The sequence below is a fragment of the Hyphomicrobium sp. genome (genome assembly GCF_009026145.1).
GTDB lineage: Bacteria > Pseudomonadota > Alphaproteobacteria > Rhizobiales > Hyphomicrobiaceae > Hyphomicrobium_A.
Genome location: NZ_WBUE01000006.1, coordinates 148074 through 164086, shown reverse-complemented (window position 1 = coordinate 164086; position 16013 = coordinate 148074). Strand labels below are relative to the sequence as shown.

The following is a 16013-nucleotide window of genomic DNA, read 5'->3' as shown; positions in this document are numbered from 1 at the left end:
GGTTCGGCACGTTCCAGCCGCCGCAATTGGCCGCCCGTCATCCACAACCGAAGTCAGAGACTGCTGATCGCTGGATCCTCGGACCAAGTCCGAGGATGACACCTGGACGGCGAGCCGCTGACCCAAAACAAAAAAGCCAGGGCGTGGGCCCTGGCTTTCGTTTGCGTGCGGCTGTCGCCGGCTGGTTAGGCGCTGGCGCCCTGCGGACCTTCGCTTGCGGGACGCGAGCGGCGGTCGGCCATGAACTGGTCGAACTCCTCCTTGTCCTTGGCCTTGCGCAGGCGCTCCAAGAACTCGCGGAACTCGCGCTGCTCCTCCTCGAGGCGACGGATCGTCTCCTCGCGGTACTCGTCGAAGGCCGCGTTGCCGCTCGAAGGAAAGCCGCGCATCTCGCGGCCCCAGCGCTCCATGTTGCGCTCCCAGCGGTCCGCCATGCGGCGCTGCCAATGGCCCATGTCACCGTGCCGTCCACCACATCCCATGCGTCCACTCCAGATCAGGTAGGCGAGAATTGCGAGGCCCACGGGCCAGAACAGGATGAAGCCGAGGACCATGACGGCAATCCACGCGGGTTTGCCCCAGTCGTCGAGCGTCGCCACAACTCCAGTCATCGCAGGTCACTCCCATCGAATGCTTCATGTGAATGTTTATCACATTTACATAGTTGGCAGGAGGCCCGGCGCCCGTCAAGGGGATGCTTCGGAAAAATCGGACAGGCTCGGCGGACCGGCCAAAGTTGCCTAGACATGGGAAGTGGCAGGCTGTTCCGCTAGCCGCACACATCAACCACACAAGGTTTCGTCCTCGGGCTTGTCCCGAGGCCCCACGGCTCACCGGGCTCCGCGTTGAAGCTTCGCCCGGCGCTGACGCACGCGGCGCGTTTGATCCTCGGCATAAAGCCGAGGATGACAGTTGAGTTCGACACTCTTGAAAACGTCATGGCTACGTCATGGCGGAGCCATGCTCCGCATGGACCGGCCATCCACGCAAGTCGCAGCGGTCGAGACGACAGCTCGTGCGCGAAATGGTCAAACGCACTGACCTCGTTCGCCAGAAGAGCTTGGGGAAGCTGGCGTGGATCCCGCTCTTCAGCGGGATGACGGTTGAGTGCGTTCCAAAGTGTTGAAGTTACTTATCCGCCGGGACGCCGAGGCCGTCGAGGTAGATGAGCACCGCGGCCTCGAGCAAATCCTCGGGCGACATCGGGATCGGCCGGCGCGCCGCATCGCCTCTGCCGAACAGCGCCGCGATGCCGTGGCTCAAGGACCAGATGTGCAGCGCCATCATCAGCGACGGCGGCCGCTTCTCTTTCGGCAGCGTCGCCGCCACCGCCTCGCAGGCCTCGCGCAGCACGCCGAAGGCGCGGTCGCCCGCCTCGCGCACCTCCGGGTAATCGCCGATCGGCACGCCGGATTCGAACATGGCCGAGAACAGCGCCGGCTCTTTCGCGGCAAACTCGAGATAGGCGCGTCCGACCCGCTCGAAGGCGGCGCGCGGGCTCGGCCGCCCGTTGTCCCAGGCGCGCGATAGCGCTGCGGCGAAAGCATCGAAGCCGCGCCGCGCCACGTCGGCCATCAGCGCGTCGCGGTCGCGGAAGTGCCGATACGGCGCCGCCGGGCTGACGCCGGCCGCGCGCGCCGCGTCGGCGAAGGTGAAGCCGGCCGGCCCCTTCTTGGAAATGAGATCGAGCGCCGCCGCGATCAGCGCCTCGCGCAGGTTGCCGTGATGGTAGCCGCGCCGCGCGCCGGGGCCATCCTTGTGCCATGTCATGGCGCGCTTGTAGCGCAATTCGCCCGGGTAGGGCTATCAGGCTGCAGCGAGCACGTGCACGCTGAACAGGGCCTCGGCGTCCGTCCACACCGCCCCGGGGCGCCAGCCGGCACGTCGCGCTAAGGCCCTAAAACCCTCGATGTCGTACTTGTGGGAGTGCTCGGTGTGGATACGCTCGCCGGTAAAGAAGCGGAAGCGGTGGCCGAGCACGTGCACGATCTGCTCGGTGCGGCTGACGAGGTGCATGTCGATGCGCCCGTGGCGCACATCGTAAGTGGCGAGGTGTGCGAAAGCATCGACGCTAAAATCAGCGCCCAGCTCGCGGTTGGCGCGGTGCAGAAGATTGAGGTTAAAGGCGGCGGTGACCCCCGCCGCATCGTCATAGGCGGCGATGAGGCGGCGCACGTCCTTCTTGAGGTCGGCGCCGATGATCAGCGTGCCATCCTCGCCGAGGATTTCCCGCATGTTGGCCATGAGCTCGACGGCCTCGTCCTCGATAAGGTTGCCGATGGTCGAGCCGGGGAAAAACCCGAGCCGCGGCCTGGCGGCGATCTCCTTTGGCAAGCGCAGCGGCTGGGAAAAATCGCCGGCCACGGGGAGCACGTGCAAAGCCGGAAACCGCGTCGCAATACGGGCCTGCGCCGCGCCGAGCGCCGCGCCGCTGATGTCGATCGGCACGTAGGCGTGGAGAGCCTGCATTTCGGCCAGCAACAGCTCCGTCTTCAAGCTGGAGCCGGAGCCGAACTCGATGAGCACCGCCCCCGGAGATGCCAACGCCGCCATGTCGGCGGCGTATTCACGCAGGATGCGCATCTCGGTGCGCGTCGGATAATACTCGGGCAGCTCAGTGATGCGCTCGAAGAGCGCGCTACCTGCAGCGTCGTAGAAGAAGCGGCAGGGGATGAACTTCTGATGCGCCGACAGGCCCGTGACGAGCGCGGCGGCAAATTCGCCGCAAGACTCGACATCGATTGGGAGTGCATGTCGTGCCGCATCCAGGTTCATGCGGCATCCTCGGCGAGGCGCAGACCGGTGAACTGCCAGCGCTGGTACGGATAGAAGAAGTTGCGGTAGGTGGCGCGGATGTGCCCTGGCGGGGTCGCGCAGGAGCCGCCGCGCAGCACGTTCTGGCTGACCATGAACTTGCCGTTGTATTCGCCGACGGCTCCCGGCGCGGGACGGTAACCCGGGTAGGGCAGGTAAGCGCTGGAGGTCCACTCCCACACATCGCCGAACATTTGTGAAAGGCGCCCGTCGTGCACTGCAGGTGCCGGGCGAGGGCGCAGGGCGTTGGTGCCGAGGTCGTTGCCGGCGAGCGGATAGCCGGCGCTCGCCACCTCCCACTCGAACTCGGTCGGCAGCCGTTTGCCGGCCCAGGCCGCAAAAGCATTCGCCTCGTAGTAGCTGACCTGCGTGACGGGTGCGCACTCATCGACGGGCAACAGCCCTTCGAGCGTCATCTGATGCCAGAGCCCGTCGCGCTCCTCCCAATAGAGAGGCGCATTCCAGCCCTGCGTCTTCACGGTGGCCCAGCCGTCGGCGAGCCAGAGCAACGGGTCGCGGTAGCCGCCCGCCTCGATGAAGGCGAGCCACTCGCCATTGGTCACGCAGCGGCTGGCGAGCCGATAGGGATAGAGCAGCACCTCGTGGCGCGGGCCCTCGTTGTCATAAGCGAAGCCGGCGCCGTCGAAGCCGATGGCGCGGATGCCGCCGTCGAAGCCGATGTACTCGATATCGGCGCCGCCACCGCGCGACTCCACCTTTGGCAGCGGGGCGCGATAGGCAGGGCGCAGCGGCTGCGCGGCGAACAGGCTGAGGACGTCGGTCAGCAGCAGCTCCTGGTGCTGCTGCTCGTGATTGATGCCGAGCTCTATCATGGAAGCAAGATCGGGACGCTCGCCGACGATGCCTTGCGTGAACAGCCGCGCCAGCGCTGCATCGACGTGCGCCCGGTAATCGCGCACCTCAGGCGCCGATGGCCGCGTCAACAGTCCGCGCCGGCCGCGCGGCTGCCGCTCGCCTTTGCTTTCATAATAGGAGTTGAAGCAGTACTCGAAGTCGGCGGAGAACTCGCGGTAGTCCGGCAGGTTCGGCTTGAGAATGAACGACTCGTAGAACCACGTGGTGTGCGCCAGATGCCACTTGGTCGGGCTGGCATCGTCCATCGGCTGCACGGTCTGATCCTCGTCGCTCAGCGGCGCCGCGAGCGCCAGCGACAAGCGGCGGCTCGATAGCAGGCGAGCCTGTAGCCCGGGAACGTGCGAGTTGGCTTCGGTCTGGGCGGCCGCGTCGGCCGGAAGCGTTGACAGCACGAGGGCCTCGGAATCTGGGGTGGCTGCGGAAGCGGGTGAAGAACTGCCTAGTTTTGATCCAGTCGCAGATAACGATCGGTTGCAGCTGATGGTTCGCCGCATGGCGAAAGATAGTTACTCCATTGCGCCGTCGAAACCTGTCAGCAGCGGGTGCGTGGCCATCTGCCTCCATTTTTTGCACCCGCGAATACTCATCCTTCAGCCTCAGACGCTTAGGTTGCCGTGTTCTGGGGCAACGGGCCCCGCCTGAGGCGAAGAAGGATGAGGGCATGTCGCGGCGCGAGCTCGATGTCGGATCGTTCGTGCATCTTGCGGGGCTGGAGACCGGGCTCCTGGCGCCCGAGGCCTCCTATCGCATCGAGCAGCTGTTGAAGCGCGAGGACGGCGGCACGCTGTACAAGATCCGCCACGACGGCGAGCCGTTCGACCGCGTCGTCTCGGAGCGAGATCTGAGCAAGACCTGAAGTTTCGGCCACCGCTTGAGGGCAAGTCCGATGCGCCTGCTGCCGCTGATCGTCGCCCTACTGGCTTGCTTCTCGCTCGCACGTGCCGATACGCCGTCGGTCGTCTTCGACGATGAGCGCTACGCACTCAGTTTCGAGGATCAAGCGACACTGCCCGACGGCGAGCCGGGCGACGGCATTGCCGAGTTCACCCTCGCCGGCGAGAGCGTCGACAACTGGTCGAAGCTGTTCGCCTTTCACGCCTATCCGGAGATGGGGGATGATCCCGTGGCGGCGGTGGAGACGCTCGGCAAAATCGTGAAGGAGAACAACAAGGACGCCAACTACGCGATCATCACCAACGACGAGAGCGGCGAGGCCATGATCGACTTCCTCACCTGGGCGCCGGAAAGCGACGTCATGGAGTTCAACGTCTTCAAGTACGCGCGCTCCGCCGACGGCCGCGGCCTCATCGCCATGCAGTTCGCCCAGCACGTCAAGCTCGGCGAGCTGGACGTCGACGGCATGCGTGCCCTGCGCGTGCGCGCGGTCGACGCCATGGCCGCGACCGATATGGCCCAAGCGCAGGCGTATTTCGCCAATAAGCGCTCCACGTCCGCCTCCAAGGCGCCGGAAGAACGGGAGCCCGCGCTGGCCCGTGCTGGCCGCGACGACTGAAACGCGGTAGCGTGTCCTTTCCCTGGTGAGGGGAGACCTCGCATGCGCATTGTTATGCTGCTCGCCGTCATCGCCGCTGCAGCGGCCGCATCGCCAACCGTGGCGAGGATCCAGCCCGACATCGTCTGCCTGGACCCGGACATGGAGTTTCCCGTCGCTTGCGACGACGAGGAATAGCGATCGCCGCGCTTACTTACACACGGTTTTGAGTCCGTCGGGTCCGCGGCGAGCAAGATCGACGTGGAAGTGATCGTGGTGGTTGGCGTCGTAGTCGGGGCTGAGCACGGTGGTGAAGTGCTGGCAGGCCCCGTCATGCACAGCGCGCAGGAAGGCGCGGTCGCGATAATCGCCGCGCCAGCCGCGCTTCACCGAGATGCTGCGGCCGTCGGCGAGGACGAACCCCGATACGTCGAGCGCGTTGGCGTGGCCGTGCTCGGAGAGATATGCACCGGACACGTGGTTCATCGGCCGGCAAGCATATGAGCCGGCTATCTTCAGCTCGACGAGCGGTGCGCCGTAGGCGCGCATGGCTGCCGGCTGAATGGACGTCTGCACCCAGCGGTTGACTTGCGGGATCATCGGACAGCGCAGCAGCGCGGCCGGCTGCAGGGTGACGCGGCCGCCGTCGGTCGCGGCAAGCTCAAAGGGGCGCTCGGCGCCGCACACGGTCGGGCCGCCCAGCGACAGCTTGGTCTTGATGAATGGGCTTTCCTGCACGGCGCCGGAGGCGAGGCAGGCCCGCTCCTCGGTCGCCCGCCAGGGCTCGTCCTTGGCCACGAAGTATTGGCCGCTGCCGCCGCAGCCGGACAGCCACAGGGCGCTCAAGATGCCAAAAGCTACGCGAAAACGGACGGATGGCATGGCCGGGACGCTAACCGCGGTAACCCTAACGGATTATGAATCTGCCATCTTTCCCAAGCGGATAGAGACCAGCGCATTCCGGCGCATTTGCGACTCGAAAGCGGCGTGGGGCAGAGAACTGATGGCGGAACAACGGCAGGCGGCAGGTTATCCACAGCCGGAATGTCGCGACCGCCGCAGCGCCTGCAGACCTGTCATGGTTGGCTTGCTAAGTGTTGGACGCCTGGAGCTTTCCGGGCCCCCAGGCAGCGGCCAATCCGTACCGCATATGCGCTGCATCCCTGGGTGAGTACTGCGTCTTGGCCCCGGCATTGGTCGAGCGCTGGTCCCTTGGCAACCCCGCGTTTGTCTTTTGGGATTCCGGTGCCGATCGCCGGGGCCTCGTAGTTTTGGGCAACTTCCCCTAGCGCTGCTCCGCAAGAAAGCTCAGCACTGCGGCCTTGAACTCCTTGTCGCCGACCGCCTTCATGTGATCGCGGCCGGGGAGCTCCACTCCGCGTGCACCGGGGATCAAGGCCGCTAGCTCCGCGGCCGAGCCCCCGATCACATCCTTTTCGCCGACGACGACCAGCACCGGACAGCGGAGCGCGCCCAAGGCTTCGGCCGTGATCGGCGCGCGCGAGGAACGGATGCAGACGGCGAGCGCCTTGAGGTCGCTCTTCGTCTGCTCGGCAAAGGCGCGGAAGGTGCGCGCGGTCGGGTTCGTCACCTCATCGATGCTGTCGGCTTCGAGCGCACGCGCTACAGGGCCGGTGCCGGCGACGCCGCGCACCATGTTGAGACCCAGGCCACCGAACACGAGGCTGCGCACGCGGCTCGGATGCGCCATGGCAAGGAAGGCGGCGATGCGCGCGCCCATGGAGTAGCCAATGACGTGGGCGCGCTCGATCCCGAGATGGTCTAGCAGCCGGCGCGCATCCTCGGCCATGATCGGCGCGCCGTAGGCGGCGACGTCGTAAAGCTTGGCGCTCTGCCCATGCCCGCGATTGTCGTAGGCGATCACGCGATAGCTGACCTGCGTCAGGGTATTCACCCAGCCGGTGTCCACCCAGTTGGTGGCGACGTTGGAAGCGAAACCGTGGATGAGCAGCACCGGGTCGCCGGTGCCTTCGTCGATATAGGCGATCTCGATGCCGTCGGAGATGAACGTCTCCACCTTCAGGTTCCTCGTTACCGCAGCAAGGCCGCACCCCTATCATTTGCCACCCGGCAGAGCTATGGTCGGCGCCGCATCGGCTAGACAATGCAGGGCAATTCGATGGCCTCGAGCCCCGTTCCCCACCTCGCCAACGATCAGGGCGTGGAAAAGATCTTCATCGGCGTGCGCGAGCTGAATTGCATGGGCGCCCGCCCCCCGTTCGATCATCCGCACGTCTATCTCGACATGGGGGACGATGGGCAGATTCTCTGCCCATACTGCTCGACCCTCTACATCTACGACCCGCGGCTCTCCACCGATCAGAGCGACCCGGCGGGCTGCCTCGTCAGCCTCGTCGAGGATGCCGCCTAGTGTGATGATCGAGAAGTCCGCTAAATCGAGATCGGCTAGGTGGTGCAGCGGACTTCTCGATCTGAATCACACTAGGATTATTGACTTGGCTCGTGTCCTTCAGATCGCGAAATTCGTTCCGACCTTGCCGCAGAGTGAGACGAATTTCGCGATCAGGACACCAGCAGCTTAACGTACTTGGCAGGGTGAGCGCGCCGCGGCCTGCGACGCATAGTATCCCATGAGCGTGCTGCAGCTCGATCCGCTCGCCAACGAGAACGCCGAAGCGGCGCTTGCCCATGCCCGCCAGGGTCAGCCCGGCCCGGTGCTCATCGTCGGCGGTGGCATCGGCGGGCTTGCCGCGGCGCTGGCGCTCGCGCGCCGCGGTATCCCCTCGCAGGTGCTGGAGCGTCGCCCCGCCTTTCACGAGGAAGGCGCAGGCATCCAGATTGGCCCCAACGGCACCCGCATCCTGCGCCGCCTAGGTGTTGCCGACGAGCTGCGTCCGCACGTCGGCGTACCCGATGCGCTCAGTGTGCGCGACGGGCGCACCGGGGCCGAGATCGCTAAGCTGCCGCTCGGCCGCTGGATCGCCATGCGCCACGGCGCGCCCTATTGGGTCGCGCATCGCAAGGACCTGCATGCGGCGCTGCTGCACGCGGTGCGCACCGAGCCGCTGATCGCCCTGTCGATGGGCTTTTCCGCCAGCGAGGTGGCGAGCGGCAACGGGCATGTGGCCGTGGCGGCCGAAAGCGGCGAGGCGTGGAGCGGCAGGGCGCTCATCGCCGCCGACGGAATTTGGTCGCCGCTGCGCTCCCTGCTGTTCGATGCAACGCGGCCGCGGTTCTGCGGCAAGAGCGCGGCGCGCAGCGTCGTGCCGCTCGATGCGCTGCCGGCCGACTTCCAGCGCAACGAGACGACGATCTGGCTGTTCGCCAACACGCATGTCGTGCACTACCCGGTTTGCGGCGGCACCGAGCTGGCGATCGTCGTAGTGCTCGACGACCTGCACGACAGCAGCGACTGGAGCGCGCCGGTGCCGCCGTTCTGGATCCAGCAGAGCATGCCGCCATGCGCCGAGCCGCTGCAGGCGCTCATCCTCGAGGCGCGCACCTGGAAGCGATGGGCATTGCACACGCTCCCCGTTCCACGCCAGTGGGCGCATGGATCGATCGCATTGCTCGGCGACGCGGCCCACCCCATGCTGCCCTTCCTGGCGCAAGGCGGCGTCATGGCGCTCGAGGACGCGACGGTGATAGCGGACGCACTGCACCGATATATCGACGACGTTCCGGCTGCCCTCAGGTGGTACCAGCGTCAGCGGCGCCCGCGCGTTCAGCGCGTGGTCAGGGCCTCACGGCGCAACGGCCGCATCTATCATCTTGCCGGACCGGCAGCGCTGGCACGCAACTTCGTCCTACGCAAGCTCCCCGCGCAGCGGCTGATGGCGCGCTATGACTGGCTCTACGGCTGGCGGCCAATTGAGACGACGTCTCAGTAGGCGAGGCGCTCCACGGCGATGCGCATGAAGTTGTCGTAGAGCCGGCGCGAGTTGCCGAGCAGCTCGGCGAACCCCTCGCTCACCCGCATCCGTAGCGTGCTGCCGTAGCCCGGCGGATGCAGCCGGCGCAATGCGTCCTCGCTCGACGCCGACCAATCGACGATCGACTGATCCGTCGCCTCGACGTGGTACTGCAGCCCGAATGCCGACGACCCGTAGGCGAACGCCGCGATCGGGCAATGGCTTGTCGAGGCGAGCAGCACCGCACCTTCCGGCATCGCCTTCACCTCGGCGCCGTGCCATTGCACGCCGCGCTTCGTCTCACCGAAACCGGCATAGAGCGGATGCCTGCGTCCCTCCTCACTCAGCGCGATATCGAGCAGGTTGATTTCGCTGACTGTCGCCGGGCCGACCTTGCCGCCCAGCGCGTCGGCGAGCAGCTGGTGTCCGAGGCAAACGCCGAGGAACGGCTTGTCGTCTCCGCAGACCCAGGCGCGGATCGCCGCCTTTTCGTCCTTCAGCCACGGGAAGGCATCCTCCTGCCAGACGTCCATGGGGCCGCCCATGGCCATGAGGATGTCGTAACGATCGAGATCAGGGATGGCCTCGCCGCGGTCGAGCTGCACAATCGTCGGCACGATGCCGTCAGCGGCAAGGTGGCCGGCGAGAGTGCCAGCATGACAGTCCGCGGCGTGCTGAAAAATGGCGACGCGGGGCAGCATCGGAGCCCGTGTTAGCTGGATCGGCGGTTTTTCCCTCCAGGAAAGGGATATTCTCCATCCTGAATATTTGCAAGCACCGCTCAGTTGTCGACTCGGCTTAAGGCAGCTCGCGCGCGTAGCTGATCACCGACAAGAAACGGATTGGCAGCTTCACCAGCTCCTCGGGTCCGTGCGGAGCGTCGGCGTCGAAGAACAGGCTGTCGCCCGGCTTCATGGGATAGAGCTTGTCGGCGTGGCGGTACACGACCTCGCCCTCGAGCATGTAGATGAGCTCGTGGCCGCCGTGCTGGAAGAGCGGGAACACCTCGGACTCTTCGGTCAGCGTAATCATGTAGGGCTCGACGACGACGCTGCCCGACAGGCCGCCGGTATGACCCAGCAGTTGATACTGGTGCCCGGCGCGCGTGCCGCGGCGCTCGATCAACAGCCCCTGGCCGGCAGAGACGAACACCGCGTCGCGCCGCTCCTCGAAACGGCGGAACAACGACGTCACCGGCACGCCGAGCGCCTTCGATAGCCGCTGCAGCGTCGTCAGCGACGCCGAGGTGACACCGTTCTCGATCTTCGACAGCATGCCCAGCGACAGGTCGGCGGCGCGCGCCAGATCCGAAGCGGTGATGCCGAGCTTGTTGCGGAAGCCGCGCACCTCGCGCCCGATGGCCACTTCCAGCATGTTGTCGCGCGCGCCCTGCAGCGCATGCGGATCCTGCTCGCCGGCCGATGTGGACTTGCGGGTCGTGACATGCCGGGAAACGCGTCCGGGTATCGGCTTGGCGCTCGCATCCGCCGCGTGCACGGGTTCGCTGAGCGCATCGAGAGGGTTGTCGGCGATGCGCGCTTTCGCCGGACTTTTGGCGCGGGGCTTGGTCTTTTTCATCCGCCTTCGAGCTTCTGCAATGCCTTTAAGCCAACGATGCGCCCACCGAACTCGTCGGCGGCATCGAGGAGACAATCGCAGAAGTATAAGGCGGCGGCACTGTCCACAAGCAAGTGGAAAACGGGGCTGCCCCCCATATCGGCACGCACCAGGATGGCCGACAACCGGGCAATCGACGTTTGCGCGATGGAAAGGTCGCCGAACTTGTCGGGCCGCAGATCGACGGCGCACAGCTTGGCGAACATTTCCGGCGCTGCCTCGCCCCCCACCGCCAGCCAGGCGTGACTGTCGCGGCGCGGCAACGGATAGGTGCGTTCCTCGTCCTCGATGCGCCAGCCCGCCTCGAGTTGTGTAAGCCTCTCACCGTCGCCGGAGAGGTTCGACAGCAAGATGACCTCGCCCGGGGCCAGCACGAGGCACAGTCCCCCGTCCGGCTGCCGGAAGGCGCGGTTGGGCGCCGCCTCGAGGGTGATGCCGCGGCTCTGCATGGCGGGGATGGTGCCGCGCCCCTTGAATCCGAGACGCGGCAACGGCGACAGGTCGGCGATGAAGATGCTGCCGGTCGCCGGCCCCTCGCCGACGAGGTCGGCAATGGCAACATTGTCCAGGTTGCGCCACGTGGCGCCGACCGTCTGGATTCGGCGGCGCAGCGGAGAGCGGCGCAGAAAGGCAACCGGATCAACCATGCTCACTGTCCCTCGTCACATTTCCTGCCGCTTGTTGTCCGGATCGTAGAACGGCACCGCCACCGTCTCCGCCGCGACCATGCGGCCGCCATCGACGCGGATCTCGAAGCGCTTGCCGGGCTCGGCGAGGTCGGGGGGCAGGTAGGCGAGGCCGACGACCTTACCCAGCGTCGGTGAGCGCGTGACCGAGGTGACTCGCCCGGCGATGTCGCCGTCACGGATGACGAGGTGACACTCCTTGGGCGCCGGCGCCGACGCGTCGAGCAGCGCGAAGCCGGCGAGCTTGCGCGTCAGCCCCTTGGCCATCTGCATGTCGATGGCGCGCTTGCCGACGTAGAACGGCTTCTTCTTGGCCAGCGCCCACTCCATGTTGGCCTCGGCCGGATGCGTCAGGCCGTCGGTATCCTGACCGACGATGATGTGACCTTTCTCGAGCCGCAGGATACGCTGCGCCTCGACGCCGAACGGGGCGATGCCGAACGGCCTGCCAGCCTGCATCAGGCGGTCCCACAGCGCCTCGCCCATGCCCGATGGGCAATGGATCTCGTAACCGAGCTCGCCGACAAAGCCGACGCGCAGGATGCGCACCGGTATGCCGGCGAGCTTGCCCACCCGCGCTGCCATGTAGGGGAATGCCGTGGCCGAGAAATCGATGTCGCTGTCGAGCTTCTCGATCACCGCGCGCGCCTGCGGGCCGGCGAGGTTGATGCCCGCGTAGGCGGCCGTGACATTGGCGACGTCGACATCCATCTTCCACTGCACATTGAACCAGGTCATCTGCCGATAGACCTGGTCGACGGCACCGGTGGTCGCCGTGACGTAGTAGTGCCGCTCGTGCAGGCGCGCGGCGACGCCGTCGTCGATCAGGACGCCAGTCTGATCCGTCATCAGCACATAGCGGGCGCGGCCGACCGGCTGCTTCTCATAGGCCCACGTATACATGCGGTCGATGAAGGCGGCGGCGTCGGGACCGCGCACGTCAAGGCCGCCGAGCGTCGACACGTCGATCATGCCGACACCCTCGCGCACGGCGCGCACCTCGCGCTCGATCGCGCGTGCCGAGCCGGACTTGGTGCCATAGTAGGCGGGGCGCATCCATAGGCCGGCGACCATCATCTGCGCGCCGTGCTCCAGGTGACGGTGATGCATGGCGGAGAGGCGCACCGGCTCGAAGCCCCTTCCGGCGAGCGCGGCAAACTTCTCCGGCACCAGTGGCGGACGGAACGTCGTCGTGCCGATCGAGGCGATCGACTTGCCGGTCTCCTTGGCGACGACGCGGATGGTATTGAGGTTGGCGTGTCGCCCCTGGCTCGGACCGAATCCCGCGGTCGAGTAGCGCTTGACCAGCTGGATGTCGTCGTAGCCGTCCTTCACGGAGTTGACGATGTCCTTGGACTGCAGATCCTCGTCGAAATCGATGAAGTCATGGCCGCCCCTGGCGGCAAAAACCGGATAGGGATGGCTGACCTGCGAGGCGATCGGATCGGCTGCCGGGGCCACACGCTGAGTAGACGAGCCATGCCCCGCCCGAGCCGCCGCGGCGGCGCCCGCATGGCGGCTGTCGCCGATCACCGCCGCCTGCGACCACACGCCGGCCGCGGCGCCGACCAGTGAGATGCCGGCCGGCAGATTGGTTGCGCGGTGCATGTTGATGCTGGGATCGAAAACGACCTTGGCGCCCGCGTGGCTGGCAAGGTTGAGCGCCGGCGAGAAGCCGACGCTCATCAGCACCAGGTCGCAGTCGATCCACTCGCAATCGGCCGCCGTCTTGCCGTCGGCGGTGATGCGCGCCACGGCGACGGACGACACGCGCTTGCGCCCCTTGCTGTCGACCAGCGTGGCACCGGGAATGATGCGCACGCCGCGCGCCCGCGCCGGCTCCGCCACCGTGCTGTCGGCGGTGGCATTGAGATCGACGATGGCGGCCACGGCGACGCCGGCATCGAGCAAATCGAGCGCCGCCTCGTAGCCGAAGCGATTGGCCGTGGCGATGACGGCGCGGCTGCCCGGCTTCACGCCATAGAGGCGCATCAGGCGCTGCGCCGCATCGGCGAACATGATGCCGGGGCGGTCGTTGTTGCGGAACACCAGTGGCTGATCGAAGGCACCGGTGGCGATCACCGTCTCTTTGCTGCGGATCTTGAAGAAGCGGCTGGCGCGCACGGCTGAGGTCCAATTGTCCGCGAACATTCCGGTTGCCGTCGTGCCGGTCATGATGCGCAGCTTCGGCGTTGCCAGCGCCCGCTTGACCAGCGCCTCGCGGCGCGCCACGACGGAAGCGCGGTCGCCGCCGCTGCGCCCGTACAACAACGAGCCGCCGAGTTGCGGTAGCTCGTCGATGAGCAGCGTATCTGCCCCAGCTTCGGCGGCCGCGATCGCCGCCTCGATGCCGGCCGGGCCGCCGCCGATCACGAGCACGTCGGCGAACAAATATGCCTTGTCGTAATACTTGTGCGGCGTCGACGGCTTCAGCGTGCCGAGACCAGCCATGATGCGGATTGGCCGCTCGAACAGGTGCTGCCAGGCGCCGCGCGGCCAGAAGAACGTCTTGTAGTAGAAGCCAACCGGCAGGAAGCGGCCGAACAGGCCCATGACCGCGTAGAGATCGTGGTCGAGCGAGCCGAGACGGTTGATCGACTGCACCGCCATGCCGTCGGCGATGACGTATTGGTCGGCGCGCACGTTCGGCTCGCCGCCGACCTGCACCATGGTGTTGGCGTCCTGCCCGGACATGGTCAGCACACCGCGCGGACGGTGATACTTGAACGAGCGCGAGAGCAGGATGCGGCCCTGCGCATAGAGCGCCGAGGCGATCACGTCGCCCTGAAAGCCGCTGTAAAGGCGCCCGTCGAAGCTGAACGACAACGGCCGCTTGCGATCGATCAGCAGTCCGTAGTCCGGCCCTTCGAGGCGGCCCCCCTCCGCTCCAGCGCTCATGCTTGGCTCCCGCGCTGACGCGCAAAGTAGGCGTCGACCGTCATCGTCTCGAGGATCGTGTCGGTCACGGTGTTGCGGCGCGCGATGAACCAGGTGTTGGTCGGCGCATGCAGCCACCATTCGTAGATCTCGCCGGCGACATTGGCGTCGAGGAATAGGTAGGCGGTCCACTCGTCGTCGCTGGCAGCGCTAGGATCGGGCATCGCCTTCACCTCGCCGCCCCAGACGAACTCCGTGATGTTGCGCGGCCCGTTGATCGGACACGTCAGAATCTTCATTTGCCGTTGCTAGTCCCGATTGGTGCCCGTCAATTAGTGGCCGACCGACGCTGCGCCCTTTTCGCCGACGAGATCGAACGTGCGGAAGCGATCGAGCGCGAACGGTTTCAACAAATCCGGCTGCTTGTCGGTGGCGATGCATTCGGCCATGCGGACCCCGCACACCGGCGTCGCCTTGAAGCCCCACGTCCCCCAGCCGGCATCGATGTAGTAGTTCTTCACCGGCGTCAGCCCCATCACCGGCGAGAAGTCCGGCGTCATGTCGGCCATACCGGCCCACTGGCGCAGAACTTTGAGCTCGCCCATGAATGGAAACAGCTCGAGCATGTGCGCCATCAGGCTCTCCTTGAAGTCGAGCGTCGAGCGCGAGGAATAGAGCCCATAGGCATCGGTGGCGCCGCCCATCACCATCTCACCGCGCGCCGACTGCGAGATGTAGACGTGCAGCGAGCCCGACACGATGATCTGATCGAGGATCGGCTTCACCGGCTCGGACACACAGGCCTGCAGCGGAATGGTGCGAATGGGCAGCAGGAAGCCGGCCATGCGTGCCACCTCGCTGGATGAGCCGGCGACCGCCTGCACGATCTTGCCGGCGCGGATGACGCCGCGGTTGGTCTCGACGCCGACGGCGCGGCCGTTGTCGATGAGGATCTTACCGACGCCCGTCTGCGTGTGCACTTCGACGCCGCGCTTGATCGCTTGCCTTGCATAGCCCCAGGCCACCGCATCGTGACGGGCGATGGCGCCAGGCGGATGATAGAGTGCGCCGAGGATCGGATAGCGCACGTCGTCGGAGATGTTGATCGTCGGACAGAGCCGCTTGATCTCATCGGGGCCGATCACCTCCGAATTGACGCCGAGATGCTTGTTGACCTCGGCGCGCCAGCGCGCCGTGCGCATCGCCGCGTCCGTGTGCGCGAGCGTGAAGTGGCCGCGCTCGGAGTACATCATGTTGATGTCGAGGTCGTTCGACAGCCCCCGCCACAGCTCGACGGATTCCTTGTAGAAGTTGACGCCCTCCGGCGTCAGATAGTTGGCGCGGATGATGGTCGTGTTGCGCGCCGTGTTGCCGCCGGCGAGCCAGCCCTTGTCGAGCACGCACACGTTGGTGATGCCGTGGCGCGCCGCGAGATAGTAGGCAATGGCGAGGCCGTGACCGCCGGCCCCGATGATGACGACGTCGTAGGCGGGCTTGAGCTCAGGGCTCCAGCGCAAGTGCGGATCGTCGGGGTGCTCTTTGGCCAGCGCGTACTTCAGCAGGGCGAAGGGCATTGATGTTTTCGTCCTCCGAAGGCGCTGTCGCGGGGGCACAAATCCATTCCCAGAGTGCAAGAATTTTTCCGACCGTTCAAGTGCCCGAAGTATCACCAGGGTGGGGAATAAATAGGCTTGACTCTCGAATAGCCCGGAAAATCAGAGGTTACGCGGCTTGACAAGTTGCGGCAACCCGTCGCAC

At 66.1% G+C, this 16013-nt stretch carries 17 protein-coding genes; 5 read left to right on the top strand and 12 right to left on the bottom strand.

Translation table 11 applies throughout. From position 1 onward, the window contains the following. Positions 1–185: 185 nt before the first annotated feature. The 4 genes from F9K20_RS07580 to egtB form a co-directional block, all read right to left on the bottom strand. On the bottom strand, positions 186–611 hold the full coding sequence (locus F9K20_RS07580) for a DUF2852 domain-containing protein (RefSeq protein WP_290999419.1): 426 nt from the start codon (positions 609–611) through the stop codon (positions 186–188). A gap of 517 nt (positions 612–1128) precedes the next feature. After that, positions 1129–1770 (bottom strand): TetR/AcrR family transcriptional regulator, encoded by a 642-nt coding sequence (locus F9K20_RS07575; RefSeq protein ID WP_290999416.1) that lies wholly within the window; start codon positions 1768–1770, stop codon positions 1129–1131. A 36-nt stretch (positions 1771–1806) separates the two neighbouring features. Then, on the bottom strand, positions 1807–2775 hold the full coding sequence (egtD, locus tag F9K20_RS07570; RefSeq protein WP_290999413.1) for an L-histidine N(alpha)-methyltransferase: 969 nt from the start codon (positions 2773–2775) through the stop codon (positions 1807–1809). After that, positions 2772–4007 (bottom strand): ergothioneine biosynthesis protein EgtB, encoded by a 1236-nt coding sequence (gene egtB, locus F9K20_RS07565; RefSeq protein ID WP_290999487.1) that lies wholly within the window; start codon positions 4005–4007, stop codon positions 2772–2774. The genes egtD and egtB overlap by 4 nt, the downstream gene beginning before the upstream one ends. Before the next feature lie 344 nt (positions 4008–4351). Here egtB and F9K20_RS07560 point away from each other — a divergent pair, with 344 nt between their 5' ends. From F9K20_RS07560 to F9K20_RS07550, 3 genes are read left to right on the top strand one after another with little or no spacing between them, the layout of a single operon-like run. Further along, positions 4352–4546, top strand: coding sequence for a hypothetical protein (locus tag F9K20_RS07560; RefSeq protein WP_290999411.1), 195 nt, complete (start codon positions 4352–4354; stop codon positions 4544–4546). 30 nt (positions 4547–4576) lie between these two features. Next, a complete protein-coding gene (locus F9K20_RS07555; protein WP_290999408.1) occupies positions 4577–5203 on the top strand; it encodes a hypothetical protein in 627 nt (208 codons plus the stop codon). 42 nt (positions 5204–5245) lie between these two features. Continuing rightward, entirely contained in the window at positions 5246–5380 is a 135-nt protein-coding gene (locus F9K20_RS07550; protein WP_290999405.1) for a hypothetical protein, read from the top strand. Between the two features lie 12 nt (positions 5381–5392). Here the strand turns inward: F9K20_RS07550 and F9K20_RS07545 are convergent, their stop codons facing one another. Both F9K20_RS07545 and F9K20_RS07540 read right to left on the bottom strand, forming a co-directional pair. Further along, entirely contained in the window at positions 5393–6064 is a 672-nt protein-coding gene (locus F9K20_RS07545) for an extensin family protein (RefSeq protein ID WP_290999402.1), read from the bottom strand. A gap of 403 nt (positions 6065–6467) precedes the next feature. Then, a complete protein-coding gene (locus F9K20_RS07540) occupies positions 6468–7220 on the bottom strand; it encodes an alpha/beta fold hydrolase (protein ID WP_290999399.1) in 753 nt (250 codons plus the stop codon). A 102-nt stretch (positions 7221–7322) separates the two neighbouring features. Between F9K20_RS07540 and F9K20_RS07535 the strand changes: the two genes are divergently transcribed. Next, positions 7323–7574 (top strand): zinc-finger domain-containing protein, encoded by a 252-nt coding sequence (locus tag F9K20_RS07535; RefSeq protein ID WP_290999396.1) that lies wholly within the window; start codon positions 7323–7325, stop codon positions 7572–7574. Positions 7575–7794: 220 nt separating this feature from the next. Continuing rightward, positions 7795–9054 carry an FAD-dependent monooxygenase gene (locus F9K20_RS07530; RefSeq protein ID WP_290999393.1) on the top strand — a complete coding sequence of 420 codons (1260 nt, stop codon included), beginning with the start codon at positions 7795–7797 and terminating at the stop codon, positions 9052–9054. Here the strand turns inward: F9K20_RS07530 and F9K20_RS07525 are convergent. The 6 genes from F9K20_RS07525 to F9K20_RS07500 all read right to left on the bottom strand — a co-directional run bounded on the left by F9K20_RS07525 (position 9048) and on the right by F9K20_RS07500 (position 15829). Then, positions 9048–9776, bottom strand: a complete 729-nt coding sequence (locus F9K20_RS07525; protein WP_290999390.1) for a type 1 glutamine amidotransferase — start codon at positions 9774–9776, stop codon at positions 9048–9050. The two genes, F9K20_RS07530 and F9K20_RS07525, sit on opposite strands and share 7 nt — an antisense overlap. A gap of 97 nt (positions 9777–9873) precedes the next feature. Continuing rightward, entirely contained in the window at positions 9874–10653 is a 780-nt protein-coding gene (locus tag F9K20_RS07520; protein WP_290999387.1) for an XRE family transcriptional regulator, read from the bottom strand. Next, positions 10650–11339, bottom strand: coding sequence for a hypothetical protein (locus F9K20_RS07515; RefSeq protein WP_290999384.1), 690 nt, complete (start codon positions 11337–11339; stop codon positions 10650–10652). The genes F9K20_RS07520 and F9K20_RS07515 overlap by 4 nt, the downstream gene beginning before the upstream one ends. Before the next feature lie 15 nt (positions 11340–11354). Further along, positions 11355–14276, bottom strand: a complete 2922-nt coding sequence (locus F9K20_RS07510; protein ID WP_290999381.1) for a 2Fe-2S iron-sulfur cluster-binding protein — start codon at positions 14274–14276, stop codon at positions 11355–11357. Then, positions 14273–14554, bottom strand: coding sequence for a sarcosine oxidase subunit delta (locus F9K20_RS07505; RefSeq protein ID WP_290999378.1), 282 nt, complete (start codon positions 14552–14554; stop codon positions 14273–14275). Before F9K20_RS07505 ends, F9K20_RS07510 begins: the two co-directional genes overlap by 4 nt. Positions 14555–14587: 33 nt before the next feature. After that, positions 14588–15829 carry an FAD-dependent oxidoreductase gene (locus F9K20_RS07500; protein ID WP_290999374.1) on the bottom strand — a complete coding sequence of 414 codons (1242 nt, stop codon included), beginning with the start codon at positions 15827–15829 and terminating at the stop codon, positions 14588–14590. Positions 15830–16013 lie beyond the last annotated feature (184 nt).